The organism is Cupriavidus sp. UGS-1 (assembly GCF_021213615.1).
GTDB lineage: Bacteria > Pseudomonadota > Gammaproteobacteria > Burkholderiales > Burkholderiaceae > Cupriavidus.
Genome location: NZ_JAJQJF010000009.1, coordinates 101,944 through 126,391 on the forward strand (window position 1 = coordinate 101,944; position 24,448 = coordinate 126,391).

The window sequence follows — 24,448 nt, forward strand, 5'->3', positions numbered from 1 at the left end:
CGGGGAAACGGCAAGACCGCGATTATGCGCCACCGGCGAGGCAAGGCCGCGGAACGGGCCCAGCCGCCGCCAGCGGCACGGCCGTCACGACCGGCGCGGCCCCCAAAGAAAACGCCACCCCGGGGGGTGGCGTTCCGAACTGCGAGTCAACGGTGGACCAACCTTGGGCAACCGCCAGGCTTACTTGCCGCCCAGCGTTTCCAGCACGGTCCACTTGCCGCCGACGACCTTGTAGACGGTGATGCCGCCGTCCTTGAGGTCGCCGCGCGCGTCGTAGGCCAGCGTCTTGGTGGTGACGCCCGGCATGTTGGTCGCCGCCAGCACCGGCAGGTAGCGCGCCGGATCGGCCGAGCCGGCCTTGACCATCGCGGTCATTAGCGCGGTGGCGCCGTCGTAGGCGTACGGCGAGTAGGTCTGGACCTTGCTCTTGAAACGCTTCTCGTAGTCCTGCGCATACTTGGCGCCGCCCGGCATCTGCTCCAGCGGCAGGCCGGCCAGCGACACCACCGTGCCTTCGGCGGCCGGACCGGCCAGTTTCAGGAAGTTGTCCGTCTTGGACATCTCGCCCGATACCAGCGGCGCCTTCAGGCCCAGTTCCTTGATCTGCTTGGCCATCGGCGCGGACTGCGTCTCGGCGCCGCCGAAGAAGATGATGTCCGGGTTGCTGCGCTTGATGTTGGTCAGCACGGCCTTGAAGTCCACCGCCTTGTCGTTGGTGTACTCGCGGCGCACGATCTTGCCGCCGGCGGCCTTGGCGGCCTTCTCGAACTCGTCGGCCAGCCCCTGGCCGTAGGCCGTGCGGTCATCGACGATGGCGATGTTCTTGGCACCCAGCTTCTTGACCACGAAGGTGCCGATCACCGAACCCTGCTGGGTGTCGGACGTCATCATGCGGAAGGTGGTCTTGAAGCCCTGGCGGGTGTATTCCGGCGCGGTCGCCATCGCGATCTGCGCGATGCCGGCGCGGTTGTAGACCATCGAGGCCGGGATGCTGGTGCCCGAGTTGAAATGGCCCAGCATCCCCTGGATGCCGTTGTCGACCAGCTTCTGCGCCACCACCGAACCGGTCTTCGGATCGGCCTGGTCGTCCTCGGACAGCAGCACGAACTTGACTTCCTTGCCGCCGATCTTCGGCTTGGTGGCGTTCATCTGCTCGATCGCGAGCACCACGCCGTTCTGCATGTCCTTGCCGTACTGCGCCTGGCCGCCGGTCATCGGCGCGGCAAAGCCGAGCTTGATCTCCTGCGCCTGCGCGAACGCGGCGGACGCCGCGGTCAGGCCGGCGATCGTCAGTGCGACGGTCAGCGCCGTCTTGTGGAAGGTCGTGTTCATCCGTTCTCCTTGGGTAGCCTGTAGGCCGGTTCACTGCACTGTTGGAAGCGTTCGGCCCACCCCTGCGGACCACGCTTTCTTTGGTGGCACAGCGAGGGCGGGATCACCGCCGCACCTGCGCCTGTCTGGCGCCCAACCCGGGGCGTCCGACCGATACGTCAGCCGATACGTCGGACCAGGTCGGGCGGTCAGTCTTGCGGTCGGTCGTTGCGGTCAGCCGATCGTCATCAGGCTCGCGTTGCCGCCGGCCGCCGCGGTATTGACCGACAGCGAGCGCTCCATCAGCAGACGCTCCAGCGCGATGCCGGTGTCGCCATGGCCCAGCCCCTGCACGCCGACGATCGGTCCGGGCCGCTGCGCGACCTGTTCGCATACCTCGCGCAGCTGGTCCGAGTCGCCGTGGTGCAGCACCGCATCGAAGGCCACGTCGGCCGCGGTCCAGTCGGCAATCAGGCGGACGCGCGATTGTACTGCCTTCGGCAGGCGCGCATACAGCGTGCGCGCGGGTTCGACGTCCGGCCACAACACGCCGGCGCCGACCGCCAGCACCGCGGCCAGTTGCGTGGCCAGATCCGCCTCGTTCGGCGCCAGGCACAGCACGGTGTCGCGCGGCAGCAGCGTGTAGGTATTGCGCTCGCCGGTCGGGCCCGGCAGCGTCACCGTCATGCCCGAGGTCGAGGCAGCGGCAAAGCGCTCGCACTGCTGCGCCAGCTCCGGCATGGCGGCGGCGCTCGCCGCCCACTGGCGGTAGGCGTCGAACGCGGCCTGAGCCTCGGGCCGCAGCGTCGCGCGCGGCTCCGCGGCCGGCGCGTCGGCCGCCGCGGCAGCACGGGCGGCGGCAACGAACGCGTCCTGCGGACAGGTCGACAGCAGGCGGTGCAGATACAGCGGGCCGCCGGCCTTCGGGCCGGTGCCCGACAGGCCCTCGCCGCCGAACGGCTGCACGCCGACCACCGCGCCGACAATGTTGCGGTTGACGTAGAGATTGCCGACATGGGCGCGCGCGACGATGTGCTCGATGGTTTCGTCGATGCGAGTGTGCACGCCCATCGTCAGGCCGTAGCCGGTGGCGTTGATCTGGTCGAGCAGCGCATCCAGGCGCGCGCGCTGGTAGCGCACCACGTGCAGCACCGGACCGAACACCTCGCGCTGCAGCTCGCCGATGTGGTTCAGCTCGATCAGCGTCGGCGGCACGAAGGTGCCATGGCGGCATGCGGCCGACTGCGCGGCGTTGGCATCGGCCTGATGGACGCGGCGGCCCTTGGCCAGCATCGCCTCGATATGCTTGACGATGCCGGCGCGCGCCTCCTCGTCGATCACCGGGCCAACATCGGTCGACAGACGATCCGGATTGGCCATCGTCAGTTCGGCCATCGCGCCCTTGAGCATCTCCAGCACGCGGTCGGCCACATCTTCCTGCAGGCACAGCACGCGCAGCGCGGAGCAGCGCTGGCCCGCCGAATCGAACGCCGAGGTCACGACATCGGCGACCACTTGCTCGGCCAGCGCCGACGAGTCGACGATCATCGCGTTCTGGCCGCCGGTCTCGGCGATCAGCGGCACCGGACGGCCGGCGGCATCGAGGCGGCCGGCGAGGTTACGCTGCAGCAGCCGCGCGACCTCGGTCGAGCCGGTGAACATCACGCCCTTGACGCGCGCATCGCCGACCAGCGCCGCGCCGACAGTCTCGCCGCGGCCCGGCAGCAGCTGCACCGCGCCGGCCGGTACGCCGGCCTCCCGCAGCAGGCGCACCGCCTGCGCCGCGATCAGCGGGGTCTGTTCGGCCGGCTTGGCCAGCACCGTGTTGCCCGCGGCCAGCGCCGCGGCCACCTGGCCGGTGAAGATCGCCAGCGGGAAGTTCCACGGGCTGATGCAGACGACTGGACCGAGCGGTCGGTGCGTGTCGTTGGAAAAATGCTCGCGCACCTGCACCGCGTAGTAGCGCAGGAAGTCGACCGCCTCGCGCACTTCGGCGATCGCGTTCGAGAACGTCTTGCCGGCCTCGCGCATGATCACGCCCATCAGCGCCTGCATCTGCGCTTCCATCAGGTCGGCGGCACGCTCCAGTGCGGCGGCGCGGACCTCGGGCGGCGTGGCCTGCCAGATCGGGGCGGCGTTGACCGCGGCCTGCAGCGCGGCCTCGACGTCGGCCGCACTGGCCTCGGTGACCTGGCCGACGACATCGCGATGGTCCGAAGGATTGAGCACCGGCGCGGTGTCACCGCCTCCCACGGCGTCAACCCCCAGCATCGGCTCGGCACTCAGGCGCTCGGTGGCGCCATGCAGCAGCGCCGATGACAGCGAGGCCAGCCGATGTTCGTTCGACAGGTCGAGGCCCGCCGAATTGGCGCGCGCCTTGCCGTACAGGGTGCGCGGCATCGGAATGCGCGGGTGCGGCAGGCCCAGCGTGCCTTCTTCCTTGTGCATCCGTTCTACCTGCGCGACCGGGTCGGCCACCAGCTCGTCCAGCGAAATCGTGTCGTCGGCAATGCGGTTGACGAAGGACGTATTGGCGCCGTTCTCCAGCAGGCGCCGCACCAGATAGGCCAGCAGCGTCTCGTGCGTGCCGACCGGCGCATAGATCCGGCACGGCCGGTTCAGCTTGCCCTCGGCGACCGGGCCGACCACCTGGTCGTACAGCGGCTCGCCCATGCCGTGCAGGCACTGGAACTCGTACTGGCCCGGGTAATAGCTATGGCCGGCGATCTGGTAGATCGCCGCCAGCGTGTGCGCGTTGTGGGTGGCGAACTGCGGATAGATCGCGTCGGGCACCGACAGCAGCTTGCGCGCGCAGGCCAGGTACGACACATCGGTGTAGACCTTGCGCGTGTAGACCGGATAGCCCTCCAGGCCGTCGACCTGGGCGCGCTTGATCTCGCTGTCCCAGTAGGCGCCCTTGACCAGCCGGATCATCAGGCGGTGGCGGCTGCGGCGGGCCAGGTCGATCAGATAGTCGATCACGAAGGGGCAACGCTTCTGGTAGCCCTGCACGACGAAGCCGATGCCATTCCAGCCGGCCAGTTCCGGCTCGAAACAGAGCCGCTCCAGCAGGTCCAGCGAGATCTCCAGCCGGTCGGCTTCCTCGGCGTCGATATTGATGCCGATGTCGTACTGGCGAGCCAGCAGCGTCAGCGACTTGAGCCGGCCGTACAGCTCGCCGAGCACGCGCTCGTGCTGGGCGCGGCTGTAGCGCGGATGCAGCGCCGACAGCTTGATCGAGATGCCCGGGCCCTCGTAGATGCCGCGGCCGCGCGAGGCCTGGCCGATCGCGTGGATCGCCTGCTCGTAGGAGGCCAGGTAGCGCTGCGCGTCGGCCTCGGTCATCGCGGCCTCGCCCAGCATGTCGTACGAATAGCGGAAGCCCTGGGCCTCGTACTTGCGCGCATTGGCCAGCGCCTCGGAGATGGTCTCGCCGGTGACGAACTGCTCGCCCATCAGCCGCATCGCCATGTCGACGCCCTTGCGGATCAGCGGCTCGCCGCCCTTGCCGATGATGCGGGTCAGCGCGCGGGTCAGGCCCGCCTCGTTGTGGGTCGACACCAGCTTGCCGGTGACCAGCAGGCCCCAGGTCGCGGCGTTGACGAACAGCGACGGGCTCTGCCCCAGGTGCGACTGCCAGTTGGCGCCGCTGATCTTGTCGCGGATCAGCGCGTCACGGGTGGCCTTGTCCGGAATGCGCAGCAGCGCCTCGGCCAGGCACATCAGCGCCACACCCTCCTGCGAGGACAGCGAGAACTCCTGGATCAGCCCTTGCACCAGCCCCTCGCGGCCGCTGCCGACCTTCTGCTGGCGCAGATTCAGCGCCAGCTTCTTCGCCATCGCCAGCGCGGCGTCGGCCTGCTGCTGCGGCAGCCGGGCCTGCTCGAGCAGCACCGGTACGCAGTCGGTCTCGGGTCGGCGGTAGGCGGACGTGATGGCCGCGCGCAGCACCGACTGGGGCTGGATGCTTTGGGCGAATTCGAGAAAGGGCTGGGGCGCGCCCTCGCCGGCGACCGCGTCGAGCGTGTCGGCACCATCGGCCTCGGGCTGGCCGCTGCCGTTGACATCGTGCGGCGCCTGTCCGCGCTCGATCTGCTCCAGGTAAGAGAAGATCGCCTGCTTGATCAGCCAGTGCGGCGTGCGGTCGATCGACTGGGCAACGCGCTTCAGGCGGTCGCGGGAGGCGTCGTCGAGCTTGACGCCGAGGGTGGTGGTGGCCATGCGAGGAGATCTCCGAGGAGCGCGCTTGCCGCTCTGGATGGCCAAGCCAAGCCAATGCGGGCCGGGATGGTCGGTGCGGAAGTCGCGCGATGTGACGCAAACTGGCGCGATCATACTCTCGAAGAAAGCCGGGGTGCAACTTGATATAACCCACTAGTGCAACCCCGTCCGATCCGCTGACGTCAGGCGGTTGCACCACAACTACGGCCGACCCCGATGTTCGGGCTTTCGGGCGCTCCGGCTCAGATCCGCAGCGGGTCGATCTCCAGCTGCCAGCGCACCCCTTTGACGGTGGCCCCGACCTCGCCGAAAGTTTGCGTCCACTCTCCGACAAAGCGTTGCAGCGCCATGCGCGAGCCGCTCTCGATCAGCATCTGGGCGCGCTCCCGGTTGGCGATGCGGACCATCGACATCGGCACCGGATCGTGCAGTTGCACCTCGGCGGCCAGCGCCGTGCCGTCGGCGCGCTCGCGCGCGGCATGCAGGAAGTCCAGCGCTCGTTGCAGTTGCCCGTGCTCGGCCGTCACCAGCACCTGGTGGACGAAGGGCGGCAGCCCGGCCTGGCGCCGTTCCCGCAGCTGCGTGGCGGCGAAGCCGTCGTAGTCGTGCCGTACCAAAGCCTGCAGCGCGGGCGCGTCCGGATACCGCGTCTGGATCAGCACCTCGCCCGCCAGGCCGGCGCGTCCGGCGCGGCCCGACACCTGCATCAGCGAGGCGAACAGGTGCTCGGCCGCGCGGAAGTCGTGGCTGAACATCGCCGCGTCCGGATGGACGATGCCGACCAGCGTCACGCGCTGGAAGTCGTGGCCCTTGGCGATCATCTGGGTACCGACCAGGATGTCGACCTGGCCGGCGTGAACCTCGTCGAACATCGCCTGCGCGCTGCCCTTGCGGCGCGTCGAATCGGCGTCGATGCGGGCGATCCGGGCCTGCGGGAAGCGCGCGGCCAGCGCCTCCTCGATCCGCTGGGTGCCGCGGCCCAGCGGCGCGATGTCGACGTTGCCGCAGTCTGGGCAATGGTGCGGGATGCGGGCCTCGAGCCCGCAGTGATGGCAGCGCAGGCAGCGCTCGGGACGATGCAGCACCAGGTACGCGGAGCAGCGCGGACAGCCGGACAGCCAGCCGCAGCTGTCGCAGGCGATCACCGGCGCATAGCCGCGCCGGTTCAGGAACAGCAGGCTCTGCTCACCGCGGGCCAGGCGCGCCTCGATCGCCTGCAGCAGCGGCGCCGACAGGCCCTCGTACAGCGGCCGCTGGCGCTGCCGCTCATGGTTCAGGTCGATCAGCCGCACCGTGGGCAGCACCGCGTCCGCCTGCGCGCGTTCGCGCAGTACCAGCTTGCGGTAGGCGCCCTGCTCGGCGCGCCACCACGATTCCATCGACGGCGTGGCAGAGCCCAGCACCACCGGGATGGCGAGCTGCTTGGCGCGCCAGACCGCCAGATCGCGGGCCGAGTAGCGCAGGCCCTCCTGCTGCTTGTACGAGGTGTCGTGCTCCTCGTCGACGACGATCAGCGCCAGCGTCGGCAGCGACGCCATCACCGCCATCCGCGTGCCGAGCACGATGCGCGCCTCGCCGCGATGCGCCGCGAGCCAGTGCAACGTGCGTTCCTGGTCCGCCATGCCGCTGTGCAGCACCGCCAGCGGTGCCGCCCGGAAGCGCGCGGCGATGCGCGCCTGCAGCTGCGGCGTCAGATTGATTTCCGGCACCAGCATCAGCACCTGCGCGGCGGGGTCACGGGCCAGCGCGGTGGCGATCGCGTGCAGGTAGACCTCGGTCTTGCCGCTGCCGGTCACGCCGTGCAGCAGGAACGGCGCGAAGCCGGTGGCGGCGGCAATCGCGTCGACGGCCTGGCGCTGTTCCGGATGCAGCGCCGGGGCCGGCAAGACCGGCGGCGCGGTGGCGGGCGGTGGCGGTTCGGTCGCTGCCGCCGTGTCGGCCTGATCAGCCGGAGCGCCCGGATCGCCCTGCCAGGTTGATTCCTGCGCGTCGACGGCCGTCAGCAACGGGCGGTCGATGGTCTCGCAGTCGATCCAGCCCGCCTCCGCCCATTGCGCCAGCCGCGCCGTCGCGGCCGTGCAAAGTGTCCGCGCGGCCTCCCGCGTCAGCCACTGTCCTTGCGAGGCGGCGTCAATCAGCGCCTTCGCCAGCGCGCCGACCGAGCGCGCGCGCGGCGGCACCGCGGCCAGCAGCGCTTCGGCGCAGCCGTCGCGCAGGCGGAATTGCTCGGTGCGCGCGCGTGCCGCCAGTCGTGGCCACGCCTGCGGGTCACGCAAACCGGGCGGCAAGGCGGGCAGGATCACCTCACCGAGCCGCCGGTGGTAATAGGCAGCCGCGAAAGCGGCCAGTGCGAGCCAGTGCGCATTGAGCGGTGGCAGCCAGGCCAGCCGGTGCGAGACCGGCCGCAGCTTGTCGGCCGGTACCTCGCTGCGATCGGTACCGGCAATCGCCACGCCAACCATCTCGCGTCGGCCGAATGGTACGGCCACGACCTCGCCCGGGCGGACCCGGCCGCCGTCGGGATCGGCGTTCAGATAGTCGAAGCGGTCGTCGGCGGGCGTGTCCAGCGCGATCTGTACCAGCGGCGCTACGGTGCCTGCGGCTTCGTGTTGCGGCGGCGAGCTTGACGGAGATGAGGACAGGGAGGACACGATCAGCGCGGGCGGCGATGGCAGACCGGGTCGGCTGGAGTGCGCACCATACCCGACACGTCGTCGCCGAGACTGTGCATCGGCGGCGCGCTGTCCGGAGTACGGCGGCGAGGCGCCGTCGATTGGGTGCAGTGCAGCATCAACTTAAAGTAAAACTTCAAATGTGGGGCTAAGTCGATGATAGATGACCAGTTTTCCCCTCTCTCCACATCGCCTGTGGATAACTTTGTTGAAAACTTGGGCCTACTTGCCGTGAAGGCGCGCGAAACAAGGCCTTCTGGGTCACCACCACGCTCCAAGGCCTGCTGTCAAGTCATTAAAAATCAATGACTTAGCAATATCCCCCAATCGTGTTAAGTAATAACCCGGTCGTGCACTGCGGAAAGCCCATTTGTGTGCATAAGTCAAGCCTTGACAGGCACCGATTCATCGCCGAAGCGCCATGATGGCGCCCCGCAAGCGCACGAATCGGCAGCACAGACGGCTTGCAGCAGGCGGCTGGCCTATGCCTGCGTGCCCTCGCGCTGCCGCAGCACCCGGCTGTGGCGATGCACTTCGTCCACCAGCACCGACACGCTCTCCGGCGGCGTGAATTGCGAGATGCCATGTCCGAGGTTGAAGACATGGCCATCGCTGCCACCGTCGGCCGCGTAATCGTCCAGCACGCGGCGCGCCTGTTCGCGAATGCCGGCCTCGTCCGCGAACAGCACGGTCGGGTCCAGGTTGCCCTGCAAGGCCACGCGGCCGCCGGTGCGCCGGCGTGCGGCGGCCAGATTGACGGTCCAGTCCAGGCCGATGGCGTCGGCGCCGCTGTCCGCCAGCTGCTCCAGCCACAGGCCGCCGCCCTTGGTAAAGACGATCACCGGCACGCTCTCGCCCTGATGCTCGCGGCGCAGGCCGGCGATGACCTTGCGCATGTAGTCCAGCGAGAAGCGCTGGTACATGCCGTCGGCCAGCGTGCCACCCCAGGTATCGAACAGCATCACGGCCTGCGCGCCGGCCTCGATCTGCGCGTTCAGGTAGGCGGATACCGCCTGCGCATTGATCTCCAGGATCCGGTGCATCAGGTCGGGACGGGCGTACATCATGCCCTTGACCAGCCGGAAGTCGTCGGAGCCGCCGCCTTCGACCATGTAGCAGGCCAGCGTCCACGGGCTGCCGGAGAAGCCGATCAGCGGCACGCGCTGGCGGCCGTCCTGCACCAGCGCGCGGCGGATCGACGCGACCGCATCGAATACGTACTGCAGCTCGCTCATGTCCGGCACCGCCAGCCTGGCGACATCGGCCTCGGTGCGCAGCGGCCGTGCAAAGCGCGGACCTTCGCCCTGCGCAAACGACAGGCCCAGGCCCATCGCATCGGGTACGGTCAGGATGTCGGAGAACAGGATCGCGGCGTCGAGCGGAAAGCGGTCGAGCGGCTGCAGCGTGACTTCGGTGGCAAAGGCCGGATTTTTCGCCAGGCCCAGGAAGCTGCCGGCCCGTGCGCGCGTGGCGTTGTACTCGGGCAGGTAGCGCCCGGCCTGGCGCATCAGCCACAGCGGTGTGTATTCGGTCGGCTGGCGGCGCAGCGCGCGCAGGAAGATGTCGTTTTGCAGTGCGTTCATGGCGGTCCTCGTCAGCAGCCCGCCATTCTACGGGATCGCCACCCCGGCGCCGCCACTATCAGCGGTATGGCGCTGCCATGATGCCGCGCACGCTTGCGCCCGGACTCATTCCTCGTCCAGCAATTGCACGAAGGCCTGGGCGCCGCGCCGCATCCATTCCCGGGCCCGCGGCGATTCGCCCTGCAAGCGGGCGAAGCCATGGGTCATGCCACTCGCCTCGATCGTGATCACCGCGGCGCCTTCGCGGACCAGATGATCGGCGTATGCGAGGCCGTCGTCGCGCAGCACGTCGTGAGCCGCGACCAGCACCACCGTCGACGCAGGGGCCGCGCCGGCGCCGCCGGGAAGCCGCGTCATCAGATGCAGCCGGGGATCGTCCATCGCGGTACCGTCGGCGAGGCGGGCTTCGCCGACGAACTGCGCCCAGTACCACGCCATTTCGTCGCGGGTCAGGCCCGGCCCTGACGCAAAGGCGCGATAGCTCTCGCTGGCAAACCGCGGCGCGGTGACCGGATAGATCAGCAACTGCGCGCGCACCAGGCCCGGCGTATCGGCATTGGCCAGCGCCGCGGCCTGCGCCGCGAGATGGCCACCCGCGCTGTCGCCGGCGACGGCAAGGAAACGCGGATCGACGTCGAGCGCGTCGCGCCGTTCCGCCAGCCAGCGGATCGCGTCGAGCGCGTCGTCACAGGGGGCGGGATAGGCATGCTCGGGCGCCAGCCGGTAGTCGACGCTGACGACCGCGCAGCCGGTATCGAGTGCCAGCGCCGCGGCGACGCCATGATGGGTGTCATGCGAGCCCACGACCCAGCCGCCGCCGTGGAAATAGACCAACAGGCGGGGCTTGTCCGGCTCGGTCGGCCGGAACAGTCGCGCGTTCAGCGTCCTGCCCTGCAGCGCGATTTGCAGCTCGGATATGGCCAGGCCATCCGGATCGGGGCGGTGCGACAGCGCCGCGACCTCGCGGAACCGGGCGCGCCGCTCTACCGCATTGGCAGGCACCGGCGCGCCGGCATAGCGCTCGGCGAGTCCGCGATAGTAGGCAAGCAGGTCTGGGTCGATGGCCATGGCGCGCTGGGCAACAAACGTGGAGTGGAAGGAAAGACGGAATGCGAGGGGCGAAGCGAAAGGTCGAATCGAAAGGTCGAATCGGAGGCCCGAATGATAGGCGAGAGCGACAATATGCGGCGGCGCCGCTCAACTGCGCATCGACTCGATCTTGCTGCAGCGGTCCTGCACCGCCATCAGGCCGACGCGCTTCGCACGGGCCAACGCCTCGTCGTTGACGATGCCCAGTTGCAGCCAGACCCCACGGGCGCCGATCGCGATCGCCTCGTCCACCACGGGCGGCACATCGGGCGAGCGCCGGAAGATATCGACCCAGTCGATGCGCGCGCCCTCCGCCGCCAACGCCTTGGCGGCGTCGTGCAGCGAGGCATGGCAGCGCTCGCCAAGGATCGACTCGCCGGCGTGGTTCGGGTTGACGGGCACGATCCGGTGACCGTGCCGCTGCAGGAAAGCGGCCACCTCGTGGCTGGCGCGCTCGGGCTTGTCGGACAGGCCGACCACGGCGACCGTGCGCAGCTTCAACATGCCTTCGATATCGGCCTGCAGGGCGTCCATTCAGTGCTCCTCGACAAGCGGGCGGGTGGCCCGTTGCGATGAACACTGCCGGTGCACGCCCCCCGCGTCAACCCCGGCGAGGTGACGCGGGGAGCAGTGCCGAAACGGAAATAGTCATGCACCAGAACGATGCCAGCGTGCGGCAGCCAACAAAGTGGCCCGATTTTTGTGGCTATTGCGGCGAATTTGTCGTCTTTTCGCTTTCAACTACTTGCAAACCGATACACTTTGTTACTGCCATCAGGGGAAGTTTCCCCCACAATGCTTTGACACAATGTGAACTTTGTGACGGCGCCGCAAGCCAGAGAGCCCCAGGCGCCCTGAAGAAAGCCCAGCAGCAGAATGTACTGCCGGTGTCCCGATAAACGGCGCGAATAGTAGTGGATCGAGCGCCTGGTTGGATACCGGTGTGCGGCGAACGGTAGCGAAGCCTGCAAGACAGGTTGTCCATGCAACAGGACACGCTACACATCGCCCGACCGAACCCGTTCCTTCGAATTGACCCCTCGAAGGGATTTTCCCGTCCGCGCGGAGCCTCCCCGGCCCGCGCGCTTTTTTTTGTCGTTTTAGTTTTTTGTCAGTGTTTGTCTGACTTCAGCCAACAGCATAGCTCGCATCATGAAAAAAGGCAGCCTCGCGGCTGCCTTTTTCCTTCGCGCTGACGAAAAAGCAACGCCTGAGCCGGCCCTGCTTACTTCTTCCGGCGCAGGCGCGCGATGGCCGCCAGCTGGGCAGCGGCGACCGCCAGCTCGCTCTGCGCACGCGCCAGATCGAACTCGCTGCTCTGGTTCTGCAGCAGCTCCTCGGCCGCGCGCTTTGCTTCCTGCGCCTTGGCCTCGTCGAGGTCGGCGCCACGGATCGCGGTGTCGGCCAGCACGGTGACGTGCTTGGGCTGGACTTCCAGAATGCCGCCGGCGACGAACACGAACTCTTCGCTGCCGTCTTCCTTCTCGATCCGCACCGCACCCGGATGGATGCGCGTGATCAGCGGCGTGTGCCCGGGCAGGATGCCCAGCTCACCCGACTCGCCCGGCAGCGCCACGAACTTCGCCTGGCCGGAGAAGATCGAGGCTTCCGCGCTGACGACGTCTACAAGAATGGTTGCCATGTGAATTCCTTTGTCCAGTCGCTTCGCTTGCAACGGCGGCGCGCCCGCGCACGCAGACCGTGCCGGCGCGCCGTCGCTTGGCGAGGCTTACTGGAGCTTCTTGGCCTTCTCGAAGGCTTCGTCGATCGAGCCGACCATGTAGAACGCCTGCTCGGGCAGGTGATCGCACTCGCCGTCCACCAGCATCTTGAAGCCGCGGATGGTTTCCTTCAGCGGCACGTACTTGCCCGGCGAACCCGTGAACACTTCCGCAACGTGGAAGGGCTGCGACAGGAAACGCTGGATCTTCCGTGCGCGCGCCACCGCCAGCTTGTCTTCCGGCGACAGTTCGTCCATGCCCAGAATCGCGATGATGTCGCGCAGTTCCTTGTAGCGCTGCAGCGTCTGCTGGACGCGGCGGGCCACTTCGTAGTGCTCGGTACCAACAATCTGCGGATCGAGCTGACGCGAGGTCGAGTCGAGCGGGTCGACGGCCGGGTAGATACCCAGCGCGGCGATGTCACGCGACAGCACGACGGTCGAGTCCAGGTGCAGGAAGGTGGTGGCCGGCGACGGGTCGGTCAAGTCATCCGCGGGCACGTAGACGGCCTGGATCGAGGTGATCGAGCCGGTCTTGGTCGACGTGATGCGCTCCTGCAGCTTGCCCATTTCCTCGGCCAGCGTCGGCTGATAGCCCACGGCCGAAGGCATACGGCCCAGCAGTGCCGACACTTCGGTACCGGCCAGCGTGTAGCGGTAGATGTTGTCGACGAAGAACAGGATGTCGCGGCCTTCGTCACGGAAGCGCTCGGCCATGGTCAGGCCGGTCAGCGCCACGCGCAGACGGTTGCCCGGCGGCTCGTTCATCTGGCCGAACACCATGGCCACCTTGTCGAGCACGTTCGAGTCCTTCATTTCGTGGTAGAAGTCGTTCCCTTCACGGGTACGCTCGCCCACGCCGGCGAACACCGACAAGCCGCTGTGCTGCTTGGCGATGTTGTTGATCAGCTCCATCATGTTGACGGTCTTGCCGACGCCGGCACCGCCGAACAGGCCAACCTTGCCGCCCTTGGCGAACGGGCAGACCAGGTCGATCACCTTGATGCCGGTTTCGAGCAGGTCGACCGAAGGCGACAGCTCGTCGAACTGCGGGGCCTTCTGGTGAATCGCGCGCACTTCGTCCGCGGCGATCGGGCCCGCTTCGTCGATGGGACGACCCAGCACGTCCATGATGCGGCCCAGCGTGCCGTGACCGACGGGCACCGAAATCGGCGCGCCGGTGTTCTTCACCGCCATGCCGCGGCGCAGGCCGTCGGACGAGCCCAGCGCGATGGTACGGACCACGCCGTCACCGAGCTGCTGCTGCACTTCGAAGGTCAGGCCCTTCTCGGCGAACGACGCTTCGTTGCTCTCTTCCAGCACCAGCGCGTCGTACACCTTCGGCAGCGCGTCGCGGGGGAACTCGATGTCCACCACGGCGCCAATACACTGCACAATATTTCCGATACTCATTTCGTATCTCCGATAGCTTGAATTCTTGACGCCCAGTCTCGTCAGTTACACGGCTGCCGCACCGCTGACGATTTCCGACAATTCCTTGGTGATCGCTGCCTGGCGGGTCTTGTTGTAGTCCAGCTGCAGTTCTGCAATCACGTTCTTGGCGTTGTCGGACGCCGCCTTCATGGCCACCATGCGTGCCGATTGCTCGGACGCCATGTTCTCGGCCACGGCTTGGTACACCAGCGCTTCGACGTAGCGGACCAGCAGGTCTTCCACCACCGTCTGGGCGTCGGGCTCGTAGATGTAATCCCACGAGTAAGCGCGCTTTTCCTCTTCGGTCTGCGCCATCCGCTCGGCGGACAGCGGCAGCAGCTGCTCGACCATCGGCTCCTGCTTCATGGTGTTGACGAACTTCGTGTACGCCAGGTACACGGCGTCCACCTCACCATTGGTGAAGGCGTCGAGCTGGACCTTGATCGCGCCGATCAGCTTTTCCAGATGCGGCGTATCGCCCAGATGCACCACGTGCGAGACCACCTTGGCGCCAACGCGGCCCAGGAACTGCATACCCTTGGTGCCGATCGCGGTGCTTTGCACCTGCACACCGCGGTTCTGCCATTCGCGCAGCTCGTTGGTGACGGCGCGCAGCACGTTGGTGTTCAGGCCGCCGCACAGCCCCTTGTCGGTCGTCACCACGATCAAGCCGGCGCGCTTGACGTCGCGCGCCTGCAGGAACGGATGCTTGAACTCCGGGTTGGCCGTGGCCAGGTGCGCGGCAATGTTGCGCACCTTCTCGGCGTACGGACGGGCAGCCCGCATCCGCTCCTGCGCCTTGCGCATCTTGGATGCGGCGACCATTTCCATCGCCTTGGTGATCTTGCGCGTGTTCTGCACGCTCTTGATCTTGGTTCGAATCTCTTTCGTTCCGGCCATATCTTCCTCTCCAGTCGTGCCGCGCCGCCGGCTGCCTTCCCTTTCAGGCGCAGGCCGGTTGCGCGGTCCGTGGAATCACGCGGTTAGAACGCGGCGGACTTCTTGAAATCCTCGATCGCGGCACGCAGGGCGGCTTCGTCGTCCTTCGACAGATCCTTGGTGTCTTCGATACGGTTGACGAGATCGGCGTACTTGGTCTTCAGGTGGTCGTGCAGGCCCTTTTCGAACGGCAGGATGTCCTTCACTTCCACGTTGTCGAGGAAGCCATTGTTGGCGGCGTACAGCGACGCGGCCAGCTGCCACACCTGCAGCGGCTGGTATTGCGGCTGCTTGAGCAGTTCCATCACGCGGCGGCCGCGCTCGAGCTGCTTGCGGGTGGCATCGTCCAGGTCCGAGGCGAACTGCGCGAACGCAGCCAGTTCACGGTACTGGGCCAGGTCGGTACGGATACCGCCGGACAGCTTCTTGATGACCTTGGTCTGGGCGGCGCCACCGACGCGCGACACCGAGATACCGGCGTTGATCGCGGGGCGGATACCGGCGTTGAACAGGTCGGTTTCCAGGAAGATCTGGCCGTCGGTAATCGAGATCACGTTGGTCGGCACGAACGCGGACACGTCGCCGGCCTGCGTTTCGATCACGGGCAGCGCGGTCAGCGAACCGGTCTTGCCCTTGACTTCGCCATTGGTGAACTTCTCGACGTAGTCGGCGTTGACGCGCGCGGCGCGCTCCAGCAGACGCGAGTGCAGGTAGAACACGTCGCCCGGGTACGCTTCGCGGCCCGGCGGGCGGCGCAGCAGCAGCGACACCTGGCGATAGGCCCAGGCCTGCTTGGTCAGGTCGTCATAGACGATCAGCGCGTCTTCGCCGCGATCGCGGAAGTACTCGCCCATCGTGCAGCCGGCGTAGGCGGCCAGGTACTGCATGGCAGCCGAGTCCGAAGCGGCGGCGGCCACCACGACGGTGTATTCCATCGCGCCGGTCTCTTCCAGCTTGCGCACCACGTTGGCGATCGTCGATGCCTTCTGGCCGATTGCCACGTAGACGCAGAAGACGCCCTTGCCCTTCTGGTTGATGATCGCGTCGACGGCGACGGCGGTCTTGCCGGTCTGGCGGTCGCCGATGATCAGCTCGCGCTGGCCGCGGCCGATCGGCACCATCGCGTCGATCGACTTCAGGCCGGTCTGCACCGGCTGGCTCACCGACTGGCGTGCGATCACGCCCGGGGCGACCTTCTCGATCACGTCGGTCTGCTTGGCGTTGATCGGGCCCTTGCCATCGATCGGCTGGCCCAGCGTGTTGACCACGCGGCCCAGCAGTTCCTTGCCCACCGGCACTTCCAGAATGCGGCCGGTGCACTTGACCTGGTCGCCTTCCGAGATGTGCTCGTAGTCGCCCAGCACCACGGCGCCGACAGAGTCGCGCTCGAGGTTCAGCGCCAGGCCGAAGGTGTTGCCGGGGAATTCCAGCATCTCGCCCTGCATCACGCCGGACAGGCCGTGCACGCGGCAGATGCCATCGGTCACGGAAATCACCGTGCCGGTGTTGCGCACTTCAGCTTCGGCGCCAAGGCCCGAGATGCGGGACTTGATCAGCTCGCTGATTTCTGAGGGGTTCAGTTGCATCACAATGCTCCTAATTCTTCAATCCGTCGGCTGTCCGCACATCAGGCGGTCAGCGCGGCTTGCATGGCGGCCAGGCGCGCGCGCACCGAGGTGTCCAGCACTTCGTCGCCCACCTTGACGCGAACGCCGCCGATCAGCGAGGGGTCGACCCTCACGGCCGGCACCAGCTTGCGCCCGAACTTGCGTTCGAGCGAGGCGACCAGATCGGTCAGCGGCGCGCCGTCGAGCGGGAACGCGCTGGTGATTTCGACGTCGGCCGAACCTTCTTGGGCGTTCTTCAGCGCATGGAACTGCTCGGCAATCTCCGGCAGCACGGTCAGGCGGTCGTTGTCCACCAGCAACTGCACGAAGCGGCGCGCCTCGTCGTTGACCGGAGACTTCAGCACCGACAGGAACAGTTCGGCCAGCTTGTCGCCGGGAACGTTCGGATCGTCGGCCAGCGCCTTGATCTCCGGGGTGGCCGCGACCTGCCCCATTTCCGAAACCAGCTCGGACCATGCACCCAGATTGCCGGCGTTGGCCTCGCTGGCGACGCGGAACAGCGCCTCGGCGTAGGGACGGGCAATGGTTGCGGTTTCTGCCATGATTAGAGCTCGGCCTTCAGTTGGTTGAGCAGGTCGGCGTGGACCTGCGCATTCACTTCACGCTTGAGGATCTGCTCTGCACCCTTGACGGCCAGCACGGCGACCTGGTCGCGCAGCTGCTCGCGTGCCTTGGTGACCTGCTGCTCGGCGTCCGCCTTCGCTTGCGCGATGATGCGTGCGGCTTCGGCCTGGGCGTTTTGCTTGATCTCTTCGGCGACCATCTGGGCGCGCTTCTCGGCGTCGGCGACGCGTTGCGCACCTTCGGCGCGGGCTTCGGCCAGGGCCACGTCCACGCGCTTGTTGGCCAGCTCGAGTTCGGCCTTGCCCTTTTCGGCAGCCGCGAGACCGTCGGCGATTTTCTTTGCGCGTTCGTCGAGCGCCTTCACCAGCGGCGGCCAAATGAATTTGGCGACAACCCACCACAGGATGAAGAACACGACCATCTGCGCAAAAAACGTTGCGTTCAGATTCATGGTGTGTTCCTTTCGGTAAACAAACTACAGATAAATGCGCAAAGGCGGCCAGGCTAGTGGCCTGCGCCGCCCGTCAGCATCATGCAGACCGAAAAGATTTACTGAATGACGGCCAGCAGCGGGTTGGCGAACGCGAACAGCATGGCCACGCCCACACCGATCAGGAATGCCGCGTCGATCAGGCCGGCCAGCAGGAACATCTTGGTCTGCAGCGGGTTCATCAGTTCCGGCTGACGCGCGCAGGCTTCGATGTACTTGCCACCCATCAGAGCGATACCCAGGCAGGCACCGATCGCGCCCAGGCCGATGATGATGCCGATACCGATGGCGGTCAGACCCTGGATGTTGGCGAGAAATTCTTGCATGACGACTCCTTTAATTTGAGAAGAGACTTAGAACCAAAAAAACCAAAAACCAAAAACCGGAAATCAGTGCTTGTCGTGTGCCTGGCCGAGATACACCAGCGTCAGCATCATGAAAATGAAGGCCTGCAGCAGCACGATCAGGATGTGGAAGATCGCCCAGACCGCGCCGGCAATCACGTGGCCGACGAAGCCCAGAGCCGACAGGTCGGCGCCGAAGGTCCACATCGAGCCCAGCAGCGCGATCAGCAGGAACACCAGTTCGCCGGCGTACATATTGCCGAACAGTCGCATGCCGAGCGAAACGGCCTTGGCCAGGAATTCGATGATGTTCAGCACCAGGTTGAACGGGGCCAGGTACCACTTGCCGCCGAACGGGGCCGACAGCAGTTCGTGCGCGAAGCCGCCCGCGCCCTTGATCTTGAAGCTGTAGTAGATCATCAGGATCAGCACGGCGAACGACATGCCCAGCGTGCCGTTCAGGTCGGCGGTCGCGACGGCCTTGTGGTGCGGCAGGTGGAAGCCGAACACGCCCAGCAGGTGGTTCAGGCCGTGGACCCAGTCAACCGGGATCAGGTCGATCGCGTTCATCATGGTGATCCAGCAGAACACCATCAGCGCCAGCGGCGCAATCCACGAGCGGTCGCCGTGGATGATGCCCTTGGCCTGATCGTCGACCATCTCGACGATCATCTCGACGAAGGCCTGGAAGCGGCCCGGCACGCCGGCGGTGACACGGCGCGCGGCCATGTACAGGAACAGCACGGCGATCGCGCCGCACAGCACCGACCAGATCACGGTGTCGTAATTGATCACGCTGAAGTCGACCACGGAGGCCTGCTTGCCGCCGATCGAATTCAGGTTCTGCAAATGTTCGGCGATATAGCCGGATGGGGTGAGCGCGTTTTCAGCGCCTTGAGCAGTTGCCATGTCGAATCGAACCGTATATTGCGAAACCTGTTTGACCGGCATTCGCCATCGCGAACACTCGGTATGCTTCTTGCACCGCCTTCGGCTCGTCGGCCGGTCACCGCAATGCAAGACGCTTCGTTACTTCCCGACGCCGCGCCCGATTCCGATCGGTGCGACATCCAAACCTTGTTTTCTCGAAACCGGCCCTCAATTGCCCTGAATCAGAACAACGCGGCACCGGTTCGGGGCATGGCGTTCCGCAATTCGACGAATCGAAAATCGATCGAACCCTCTATCGAATCGCCAGCGCCACCCAGTACGTCTTCAACGCAAGCAGGAACGTGACCAGCATCGGCACCCAACGCAGATCGCGGTACAGCACCACCACCAGCACGAACAGCGCGACGGTGGCCAGCACCTTGATCGCCTCGCCGATCACCAGCCCGCCGATCGACGCACGGTCCCGCGCGAGCCACAGCCGGAAGGCGAAGAACGCGCTCGGCACGCAGCACACCGCGCCGCCGAACAGCGCCGACCAGCCATACGGTCCGGCTTCGGGTCCGAACACCGCCCAGCCGACCGCCGACAACAGCGTCACCGCGACTTGCGCCAGTACCACCTTGCCCGGCGTCATCCGCGACGGCCGCAATGCGCGTTCGCCGAACAGCGACACCGCATCGTCGTGCGACAGTGGCCGGATCGGCCCGGGGCGCTCATCGTCGTCGCGCCAGTCGTCCTGGTCCCAGTCATCCGGCTGAGGCACGGAATTCCGCTCGGTACGGTCGGTATTCGATCCCGCGCGAGGCGGCTTGGGGTCTGTCGCCACTACAACTTGTCGGTCTGCCTGCTTGCAGTTCTGACCAGGAACTTTTCGTCCTCGGCCAGTATTCAAACCGCACGATTTTACGGGGAATGCGGATAACGAGTCAATCTGCTTACAGTTGCCTTGCAAGGCAAAACACCACAACTCTTGCTATCTCGCCTTGATCATGCTTGCGCGGATATTGCGCGGCAATGACCTGACACGTAATCGGATTGCGTAGCAAAAAAATGGCGCCGGGGGAAGAACCCGGCGCCATTCGCTTTGCTCCATTGGGCGATCATCGCCCAACTGTCCTCATGCGACCTGCCGCCCCGCGGCCGGTTCGCGCAGACGGGCAAGTACACCGTCGAGCGCGTCGTTGCTGGAAAACTGGATGGTCAGCTGGCCCTTGCCGCGGGCGCCGAGCTTGATCTGCACCGGCATGCCGAGCGCGTCGGACAGCTCCTCCTCCAGTCGTGCCACATCGCGCGCGCCCTGGCCGGTCTTCTGCTTCAGCGACTTCAGATCGAACGGCTTCAGCGTCGAGGTCACCAGCTTCTCGGTCTCGCGCACCGACAGCCGCTTGTTGACGATCTGGTTGGCCAGCGTGATCTGATGCGCGCCGTCCACCGCGAGCAGTGCGCGCGCATGTCCCATGTCGAGATCGCCGGCCATCAGCATCGTCTGCACCGGCTGCGCCAGGTTCAGCAGACGCAGCAGATTCGACACCGCGCTGCGCGAGCGGCCGACCGACTCGGCCGCCTGCTCGTGGGTGAACTTGAATTCGCGGATCAAGCGCATGATGCCCTGCGCCTCTTCCAGCGGGTTCAGATCCTCGCGCTGGATGTTCTCGATCAGGGCCATCGCCGCGGCGGCCTCGTCGGCCACGTCCTTGATCAGCACCGGCACCTTGTCCAGGCCCGCCAGCTTCGACGCGCGAAAGCGCCGCTCGCCCGCGATGATCTCGTAGCGGTCCGGCTCGGCCACGCGCCGCACCAGGATCGGCTGCATCAGCCCCTGTGCGCGGATGCTCGCGGCAAGCTCCTGCAACGCCCCCTCGTCCATCCGCGTGCGCGGCTGGTACTTGCCGGGCTGCAGCTGGTCGACGCGCAGCACGGTGGGAGAACCGTCCTGGCGCGCCGCCTCGACGATCTCCGCCGGGCCGCCCAGCAGGGCTTCCAGCCCGCGGCCCAGGCCCTTCTTCTTCGCGGTACTCATGGTGGTGGCTCCTTGCTTGCTGCCGTTCGCCGGCTCAGGCGATCTGGCCCAGTTGCTTGACGCGCGCGATCATCTCGGCGCCGAAATCGAGGTAGGCCTTGGCGCCCTTCGACGCGGGATCGAAGGCCACGCCCGGCATGCCGTACGACGGCGCCTCGGCCAGACGGACATTGCGCGGGATCATCGTCTTGAACACCTTGTCGCCGAAGTGGGCTTCCAGCTGGGCGGACACCTGCTGCTGCAGCGTCACGCGCGGATCGAACATCACACGCAGCAGCCCGATGACCTTCAGGTCCTTGTTCAGGTTCGCGTGTACCTGCTTGATCGTATTGACCAGATCGGACAGCCCCTCCAGCGCGAAGTACTCGCACTGCATCGGCACGATCACGCCATGCGCGGCGCACAGGCCGTTCAGCGTCAGCAGCGACAGCGACGGCGGGCAGTCGATCAGCACGAAATCGTACTCGCCCTCGACCTCGGCCAGCGCCTGGCGCAGCCGGCGCTCGCGGTGTTCGAGCTCGACCAGTTCGACTTCGGCACCGGCCAGCTCGCGGTTCGCCGGCAGCACGTCGTACTTGCCGGACTCCGAACGCTGGCGCGCCTGCGGGATCGTGGCAAAGCCGACCAGCACCTGATAGACGCTGTGCTGCAGCCCCTGCTTGTCGATGCCAGAACCCATCGACGCATTGCCTTGCGGATCGAGATCGACCAGCAGCACGCGCTGCCCTTGCGCGGCAAGGCCAGCGGCGAGGTTCACCGTGGTGGTCGTCTTGCCCACCCCGCCCTTCTGGTTTGCGATCACGAATACCTTTGCCATGGGTTCTGCAGCTCCTCGCTTGTATTCAGTCGGCGCGCGCATCGCTGCGCTCGCCACGGCGCGATAGCACCACCAGGTGGCGCTGCGCGTCCAGTTCGGGCACCGCCAGCTGCGGCACCGCTTCGACCTGCCAGGCCGACATCAGTCCGGCCTGCTCCATCCGCTCCAGTTCCGCCTGCGGGTAGATACCCTTCATCGCGATCAGACGGCCGCCGGGCGCCAGCAGATGGCCGGCGAGCATGACGAAATCGGCCAGTTCGGCGAAGGCTCGCGACGTGATCACGGCGAAGCCGTCGGCATCCGCCAGCTTTTCCACCGGCCCCCAATGCGCCGCCGCATTGCCCAGCCGGAGCTGCGCACGGCACTGGGTCAGGAAGGCGGTTTTCTTCTGCACGATGTCGACCATCAGTACCGACACGTCGGGACAGGCGATCGCCAGCGGCAGGCCCGGCATGCCACCGCCCGAGCCGACGTCGAGCACCCTGCCCCGCGCGCCCGGCGCCACCTCGGGCCGGCGCGCCGCTTCGGCCAGCGCCGGCACCGCGGCCAGCGAGTCCAGCAGATGATGCGTCAGCATCTCGTCCGGATGGCGGATTGCCGTCAGGTTATAGGTGGCGTTCCATTTGCGCAGCAGCGCCAGATAGGCGAGCAGCGTCTCGATACGGGCACCGTCCAGCGGCAGGCCGATCGCGGCCAGGCCGGCCTCGAGGCGGCGGCGCTGGGCGGCCTCGTCGACCGCGCCGTGGCGCCGCGCCCGGGATGCTTGCAGACCGCTCACTCAGGCCGCCTCGCGGCCCGAGCCGGCCGTCTTGCCGCGCCCCATGCCCTTCTTCTTCAGATGTACCAACAGCAGCGAGATGGCCGCCGGGGTGACGCCCGAGATGCGCGAGGCCTGGCCAAGCGTCTGCGGACGGTGCTGGTTCAGCTTCTGGCTGACCTCGAAGCCGAGGCCGCGCACTTCGGTGTAGTCGAAGTCGTCCGGCAGCCGGGTCGATTCGTTGGCTTCCAGCTTGTCGACCTCGGCGGCCTGGCGGGCGATATAGCCGTGGTACTTGATGCCGATCTCGATCTGCTCGCGGATCTGTTCGGCCTGCAGCGGGTCGTCGGCCAGCGGAGCAGCCGGCGCATGGCGGCCGTCCTGGAGCGCCATCAGTGCCTCGTAGCCGACGCCCGGACGCCGCAGCAGGTCCGCCAGGCTATATTCGCGCTCGATCGCCTTGCCGAGCAGCGGCACGGCATCCTCGGCCGGCAGGCTGGCCGGGTTGACCCAAGTGCTCTTCAGGCGCTCTGTTTCACGTGAAACAGCGTCGCGCTTTCGGTTGAAGGCGTCCCAGCGCGCGTCGTCGACCACGCCGAGCTCGCGGCCGATCTCGGTCAGCCGCATGTCGGCGTTGTCCTCGCGCAGGCTCAGGCGGAACTCGGCCCGGCTGGTGAACATCCGGTACGGCTCGGTCACGCCACGCGTGATCAGGTCGTCCACCAGCACGCCCAGGTACGCCTGGTCGCGGCGCGGCGCCCAGGCCTCGCGCTGCTGCGCATAGCGGCCGGCGTTGATGCCTGCCAGCAGCCCTTGGGCCGCCGCTTCTTCGTAGCCGGTGGTGCCATTGATCTGGCCGGCGAAGAACAGCCCGCCGATCGCCTTGCTCTCCAGCGAGGCCTTCAGCGCGCGCGGATCGAAGTAGTCGTACTCGATTGCATAGCCGGGACGCAAGATATGGGCGTTCTCGAGGCCACGGATCGAATGCACCAGTTCCAGCTGGACATCGAACGGCAGGCTGGTCGATATGCCGTTGGGATAGAACTCGTTCGTGGTCAGCCCTTCCGGCTCCAGGAAGATCTGGTGGCTTTCCTTGCTGGCAAAGCGATGGATCTTGTCCTCGATGCTCGGGCAGTAACGCGGCCCCACGCCTTCGATCACGCCGGTGTACATCGGCGAGCGGTCCAGCCCGCCACGGATGATCTCGTGGGTACGGGCATTGGTGTGGGTGATCCAGCACGGCAGCTGCTGCGGATGCTGCTCAGGACGGCCCAGGAACGAGAACACCGGCACCGGATCGAGGTCGCCGGGCTGTTCTTCCATCACCGAGAAGTCGATGGTACGGCCATCGATGCGCGGCGGCGTGCCGGTCTTCAGCCGGCCCTGCGGCAGCCTCAGCTCCTTGAGGCGGGCCGACAGCGTCACCGCGGCGGGATCGCCGGCGCGGCCTCCGGTGTAGTTGTCCAGGCCCACGTGGATCTTGCCGTCCAGGAAGGTGCCTGCCGTCAGCACCACCGCGCGGGCACGGAAGCGGACACCAACCTGCGTCACTGCGCCAACCACGCGGTCGCCTTCGACCATCAGGTCGTCGACGGCCTGCTGGAACAGCATCAGATTGGGCTGGTTCTCCAGCCGGGTGCGGATCGCCTTGCGGTACAAGACACGATCGGCCTGGGCGCGCGTCGCACGCACGGCCGGGCCCTTGCTGGAATTCAGGATGCGGAACTGGATGCCGGCCTCGTCGGTGGCGGCCGCCATGGCGCCGCCAAGGGCGTCGACTTCCTTGACCAGATGCCCCTTGCCGATGCCGCCGATCGACGGATTGCAGCTCATCTGCCCGAGCGTCTCGATGCTATGGGTCAGCAGCAGCGTCTGGCAGCCCATACGGGCCGCGGCCAAGGCCGCTTCGGTGCCGGCATGGCCACCGCCGACGACAATGACATCGAATTCTTTCGGGTAAAGCATGGG

General features: G+C 66.8%; 19 protein-coding genes. All 19 read right to left on the minus strand.

What is annotated here, in order from left to right:
* Positions 1-180: 180 nt before the first annotated feature.
* The 19 genes from LRR16_RS13765 to mnmG all read right to left on the minus strand — a co-directional run bounded on the left by LRR16_RS13765 (position 181) and on the right by mnmG (position 24,445).
* Entirely contained in the window at positions 181-1,332 is a 1,152-nt protein-coding gene (locus LRR16_RS13765; RefSeq protein WP_006579690.1) for a branched-chain amino acid ABC transporter substrate-binding protein, read from the minus strand.
* A gap of 213 nt (positions 1,333-1,545) precedes the next feature.
* Positions 1,546-5,532, minus strand: a complete 3,987-nt coding sequence (putA, locus tag LRR16_RS13770; protein ID WP_232206263.1) for a trifunctional transcriptional regulator/proline dehydrogenase/L-glutamate gamma-semialdehyde dehydrogenase — start codon at positions 5,530-5,532, stop codon at positions 1,546-1,548.
* Positions 5,533-5,774: 242 nt separating this feature from the next.
* Complete coding sequence (locus LRR16_RS13775; RefSeq protein ID WP_370646812.1) at positions 5,775-8,114, minus strand: primosomal protein N'; 2,340 nt, start codon at positions 8,112-8,114, stop codon at positions 5,775-5,777.
* A 572-nt stretch (positions 8,115-8,686) separates the two neighbouring features.
* On the minus strand, positions 8,687-9,787 hold the full coding sequence (gene hemE / locus LRR16_RS13780) for a uroporphyrinogen decarboxylase (RefSeq protein WP_232206264.1): 1,101 nt from the start codon (positions 9,785-9,787) through the stop codon (positions 8,687-8,689).
* Between the two features lie 105 nt (positions 9,788-9,892).
* Positions 9,893-10,855 (minus strand): alpha/beta hydrolase, encoded by a 963-nt coding sequence (locus LRR16_RS13785; RefSeq protein ID WP_232206265.1) that lies wholly within the window; start codon positions 10,853-10,855, stop codon positions 9,893-9,895.
* Positions 10,856-10,984: 129 nt separating this feature from the next.
* A complete protein-coding gene (locus tag LRR16_RS13790; RefSeq protein ID WP_232206266.1) occupies positions 10,985-11,410 on the minus strand; it encodes a CoA-binding protein in 426 nt (141 codons plus the stop codon).
* A 691-nt stretch (positions 11,411-12,101) separates the two neighbouring features.
* Complete coding sequence (locus LRR16_RS13795) at positions 12,102-12,518, minus strand: F0F1 ATP synthase subunit epsilon (protein ID WP_006579588.1); 417 nt, start codon at positions 12,516-12,518, stop codon at positions 12,102-12,104.
* 87 nt (positions 12,519-12,605) lie between these two features.
* Entirely contained in the window at positions 12,606-14,009 is a 1,404-nt protein-coding gene (gene atpD / locus LRR16_RS13800) for a F0F1 ATP synthase subunit beta (RefSeq protein WP_023264072.1), read from the minus strand.
* Between the two features lie 45 nt (positions 14,010-14,054).
* Positions 14,055-14,930 (minus strand): F0F1 ATP synthase subunit gamma, encoded by an 876-nt coding sequence (gene atpG, locus LRR16_RS13805; RefSeq protein WP_006579749.1) that lies wholly within the window; start codon positions 14,928-14,930, stop codon positions 14,055-14,057.
* Between the two features lie 83 nt (positions 14,931-15,013).
* The gene (gene atpA / locus LRR16_RS13810) at positions 15,014-16,555 is read right to left on the minus strand and encodes a F0F1 ATP synthase subunit alpha (RefSeq protein ID WP_006579748.1); all 1,542 of its coding nucleotides are present in this window, start codon (positions 16,553-16,555) and stop codon (positions 15,014-15,016) included.
* A 41-nt stretch (positions 16,556-16,596) separates the two neighbouring features.
* On the minus strand, positions 16,597-17,139 hold the full coding sequence (locus LRR16_RS13815) for a F0F1 ATP synthase subunit delta (RefSeq protein WP_232206267.1): 543 nt from the start codon (positions 17,137-17,139) through the stop codon (positions 16,597-16,599).
* 2 nt (positions 17,140-17,141) lie between these two features.
* Positions 17,142-17,612: a F0F1 ATP synthase subunit B gene (locus LRR16_RS13820; RefSeq protein ID WP_006579746.1), complete on the minus strand. Its 471-nt coding sequence runs from the start codon at positions 17,610-17,612 to the stop codon at positions 17,142-17,144.
* Positions 17,613-17,710: 98 nt separating this feature from the next.
* On the minus strand, positions 17,711-17,977 hold the full coding sequence (gene atpE / locus LRR16_RS13825) for a F0F1 ATP synthase subunit C (RefSeq protein WP_006579745.1): 267 nt from the start codon (positions 17,975-17,977) through the stop codon (positions 17,711-17,713).
* Positions 17,978-18,040: 63 nt separating this feature from the next.
* A complete protein-coding gene (gene atpB, locus LRR16_RS13830; protein WP_043438836.1) occupies positions 18,041-18,904 on the minus strand; it encodes a F0F1 ATP synthase subunit A in 864 nt (287 codons plus the stop codon).
* Positions 18,905-19,178: 274 nt separating this feature from the next.
* Complete coding sequence (locus LRR16_RS13835) at positions 19,179-19,649, minus strand: ATP synthase subunit I (protein WP_232206268.1); 471 nt, start codon at positions 19,647-19,649, stop codon at positions 19,179-19,181.
* Positions 19,650-20,003: 354 nt separating this feature from the next.
* Entirely contained in the window at positions 20,004-20,906 is a 903-nt protein-coding gene (locus LRR16_RS13840) for a ParB/RepB/Spo0J family partition protein (protein ID WP_023264074.1), read from the minus strand.
* A gap of 34 nt (positions 20,907-20,940) precedes the next feature.
* Positions 20,941-21,723, minus strand: coding sequence for a ParA family protein (locus LRR16_RS13845; protein ID WP_006579397.1), 783 nt, complete (start codon positions 21,721-21,723; stop codon positions 20,941-20,943).
* Between the two features lie 25 nt (positions 21,724-21,748).
* A complete protein-coding gene (rsmG, locus tag LRR16_RS13850; protein WP_232206302.1) occupies positions 21,749-22,492 on the minus strand; it encodes a 16S rRNA (guanine(527)-N(7))-methyltransferase RsmG in 744 nt (247 codons plus the stop codon).
* A 9-nt stretch (positions 22,493-22,501) separates the two neighbouring features.
* Entirely contained in the window at positions 22,502-24,445 is a 1,944-nt protein-coding gene (gene mnmG / locus LRR16_RS13855) for a tRNA uridine-5-carboxymethylaminomethyl(34) synthesis enzyme MnmG (protein WP_232206269.1), read from the minus strand.
* Between the last annotated feature and the right edge of the window lie 3 nt (positions 24,446-24,448).

Bases quoted from the DNA above. Each gene is read 5' to 3' on its own strand.
- atpB (WP_043438836.1), bottom strand. From the start codon at position 18,904: ATGGCAACTGCTCAAGGCGCTGAAAACGCGCTCACCCCATCCGGCTAT.
- atpA (WP_006579748.1), bottom strand. From the start codon at position 16,555: ATGCAACTGAACCCCTCAGAAATCAGCGAGCTGATCAAGTCCCGCATC.
- LRR16_RS13845 (WP_006579397.1), bottom strand. From the start codon at position 21,723: ATGGCAAAGGTATTCGTGATCGCAAACCAGAAGGGCGGGGTGGGCAAG.
- LRR16_RS13840 (WP_023264074.1), bottom strand. From the start codon at position 20,906: ATGAGTACCGCGAAGAAGAAGGGCCTGGGCCGCGGGCTGGAAGCCCTG.
- LRR16_RS13790 (WP_232206266.1), bottom strand. From the start codon at position 11,410: ATGGACGCCCTGCAGGCCGATATCGAAGGCATGTTGAAGCTGCGCACG.
- atpD (WP_023264072.1), bottom strand. From the start codon at position 14,009: ATGAGTATCGGAAATATTGTGCAGTGTATTGGCGCCGTGGTGGACATC.
- hemE (WP_232206264.1), bottom strand. From the start codon at position 9,787: ATGAACGCACTGCAAAACGACATCTTCCTGCGCGCGCTGCGCCGCCAG.
- LRR16_RS13820 (WP_006579746.1), bottom strand. From the start codon at position 17,612: ATGAATCTGAACGCAACGTTTTTTGCGCAGATGGTCGTGTTCTTCATC.
- LRR16_RS13795 (WP_006579588.1), bottom strand. From the start codon at position 12,518: ATGGCAACCATTCTTGTAGACGTCGTCAGCGCGGAAGCCTCGATCTTC.
- atpE (WP_006579745.1), bottom strand. From the start codon at position 17,977: ATGCAAGAATTTCTCGCCAACATCCAGGGTCTGACCGCCATCGGTATC.
- putA (WP_232206263.1), bottom strand. From the start codon at position 5,532: ATGGCCACCACCACCCTCGGCGTCAAGCTCGACGACGCCTCCCGCGAC.
- mnmG (WP_232206269.1), bottom strand. From the start codon at position 24,445: ATGCTTTACCCGAAAGAATTCGATGTCATTGTCGTCGGCGGTGGCCAT.
- atpG (WP_006579749.1), bottom strand. From the start codon at position 14,930: ATGGCCGGAACGAAAGAGATTCGAACCAAGATCAAGAGCGTGCAGAAC.
- LRR16_RS13765 (WP_006579690.1), bottom strand. From the start codon at position 1,332: ATGAACACGACCTTCCACAAGACGGCGCTGACCGTCGCACTGACGATC.
- LRR16_RS13785 (WP_232206265.1), bottom strand. From the start codon at position 10,855: ATGGCCATCGACCCAGACCTGCTTGCCTACTATCGCGGACTCGCCGAG.
- LRR16_RS13815 (WP_232206267.1), bottom strand. From the start codon at position 17,139: ATGGCAGAAACCGCAACCATTGCCCGTCCCTACGCCGAGGCGCTGTTC.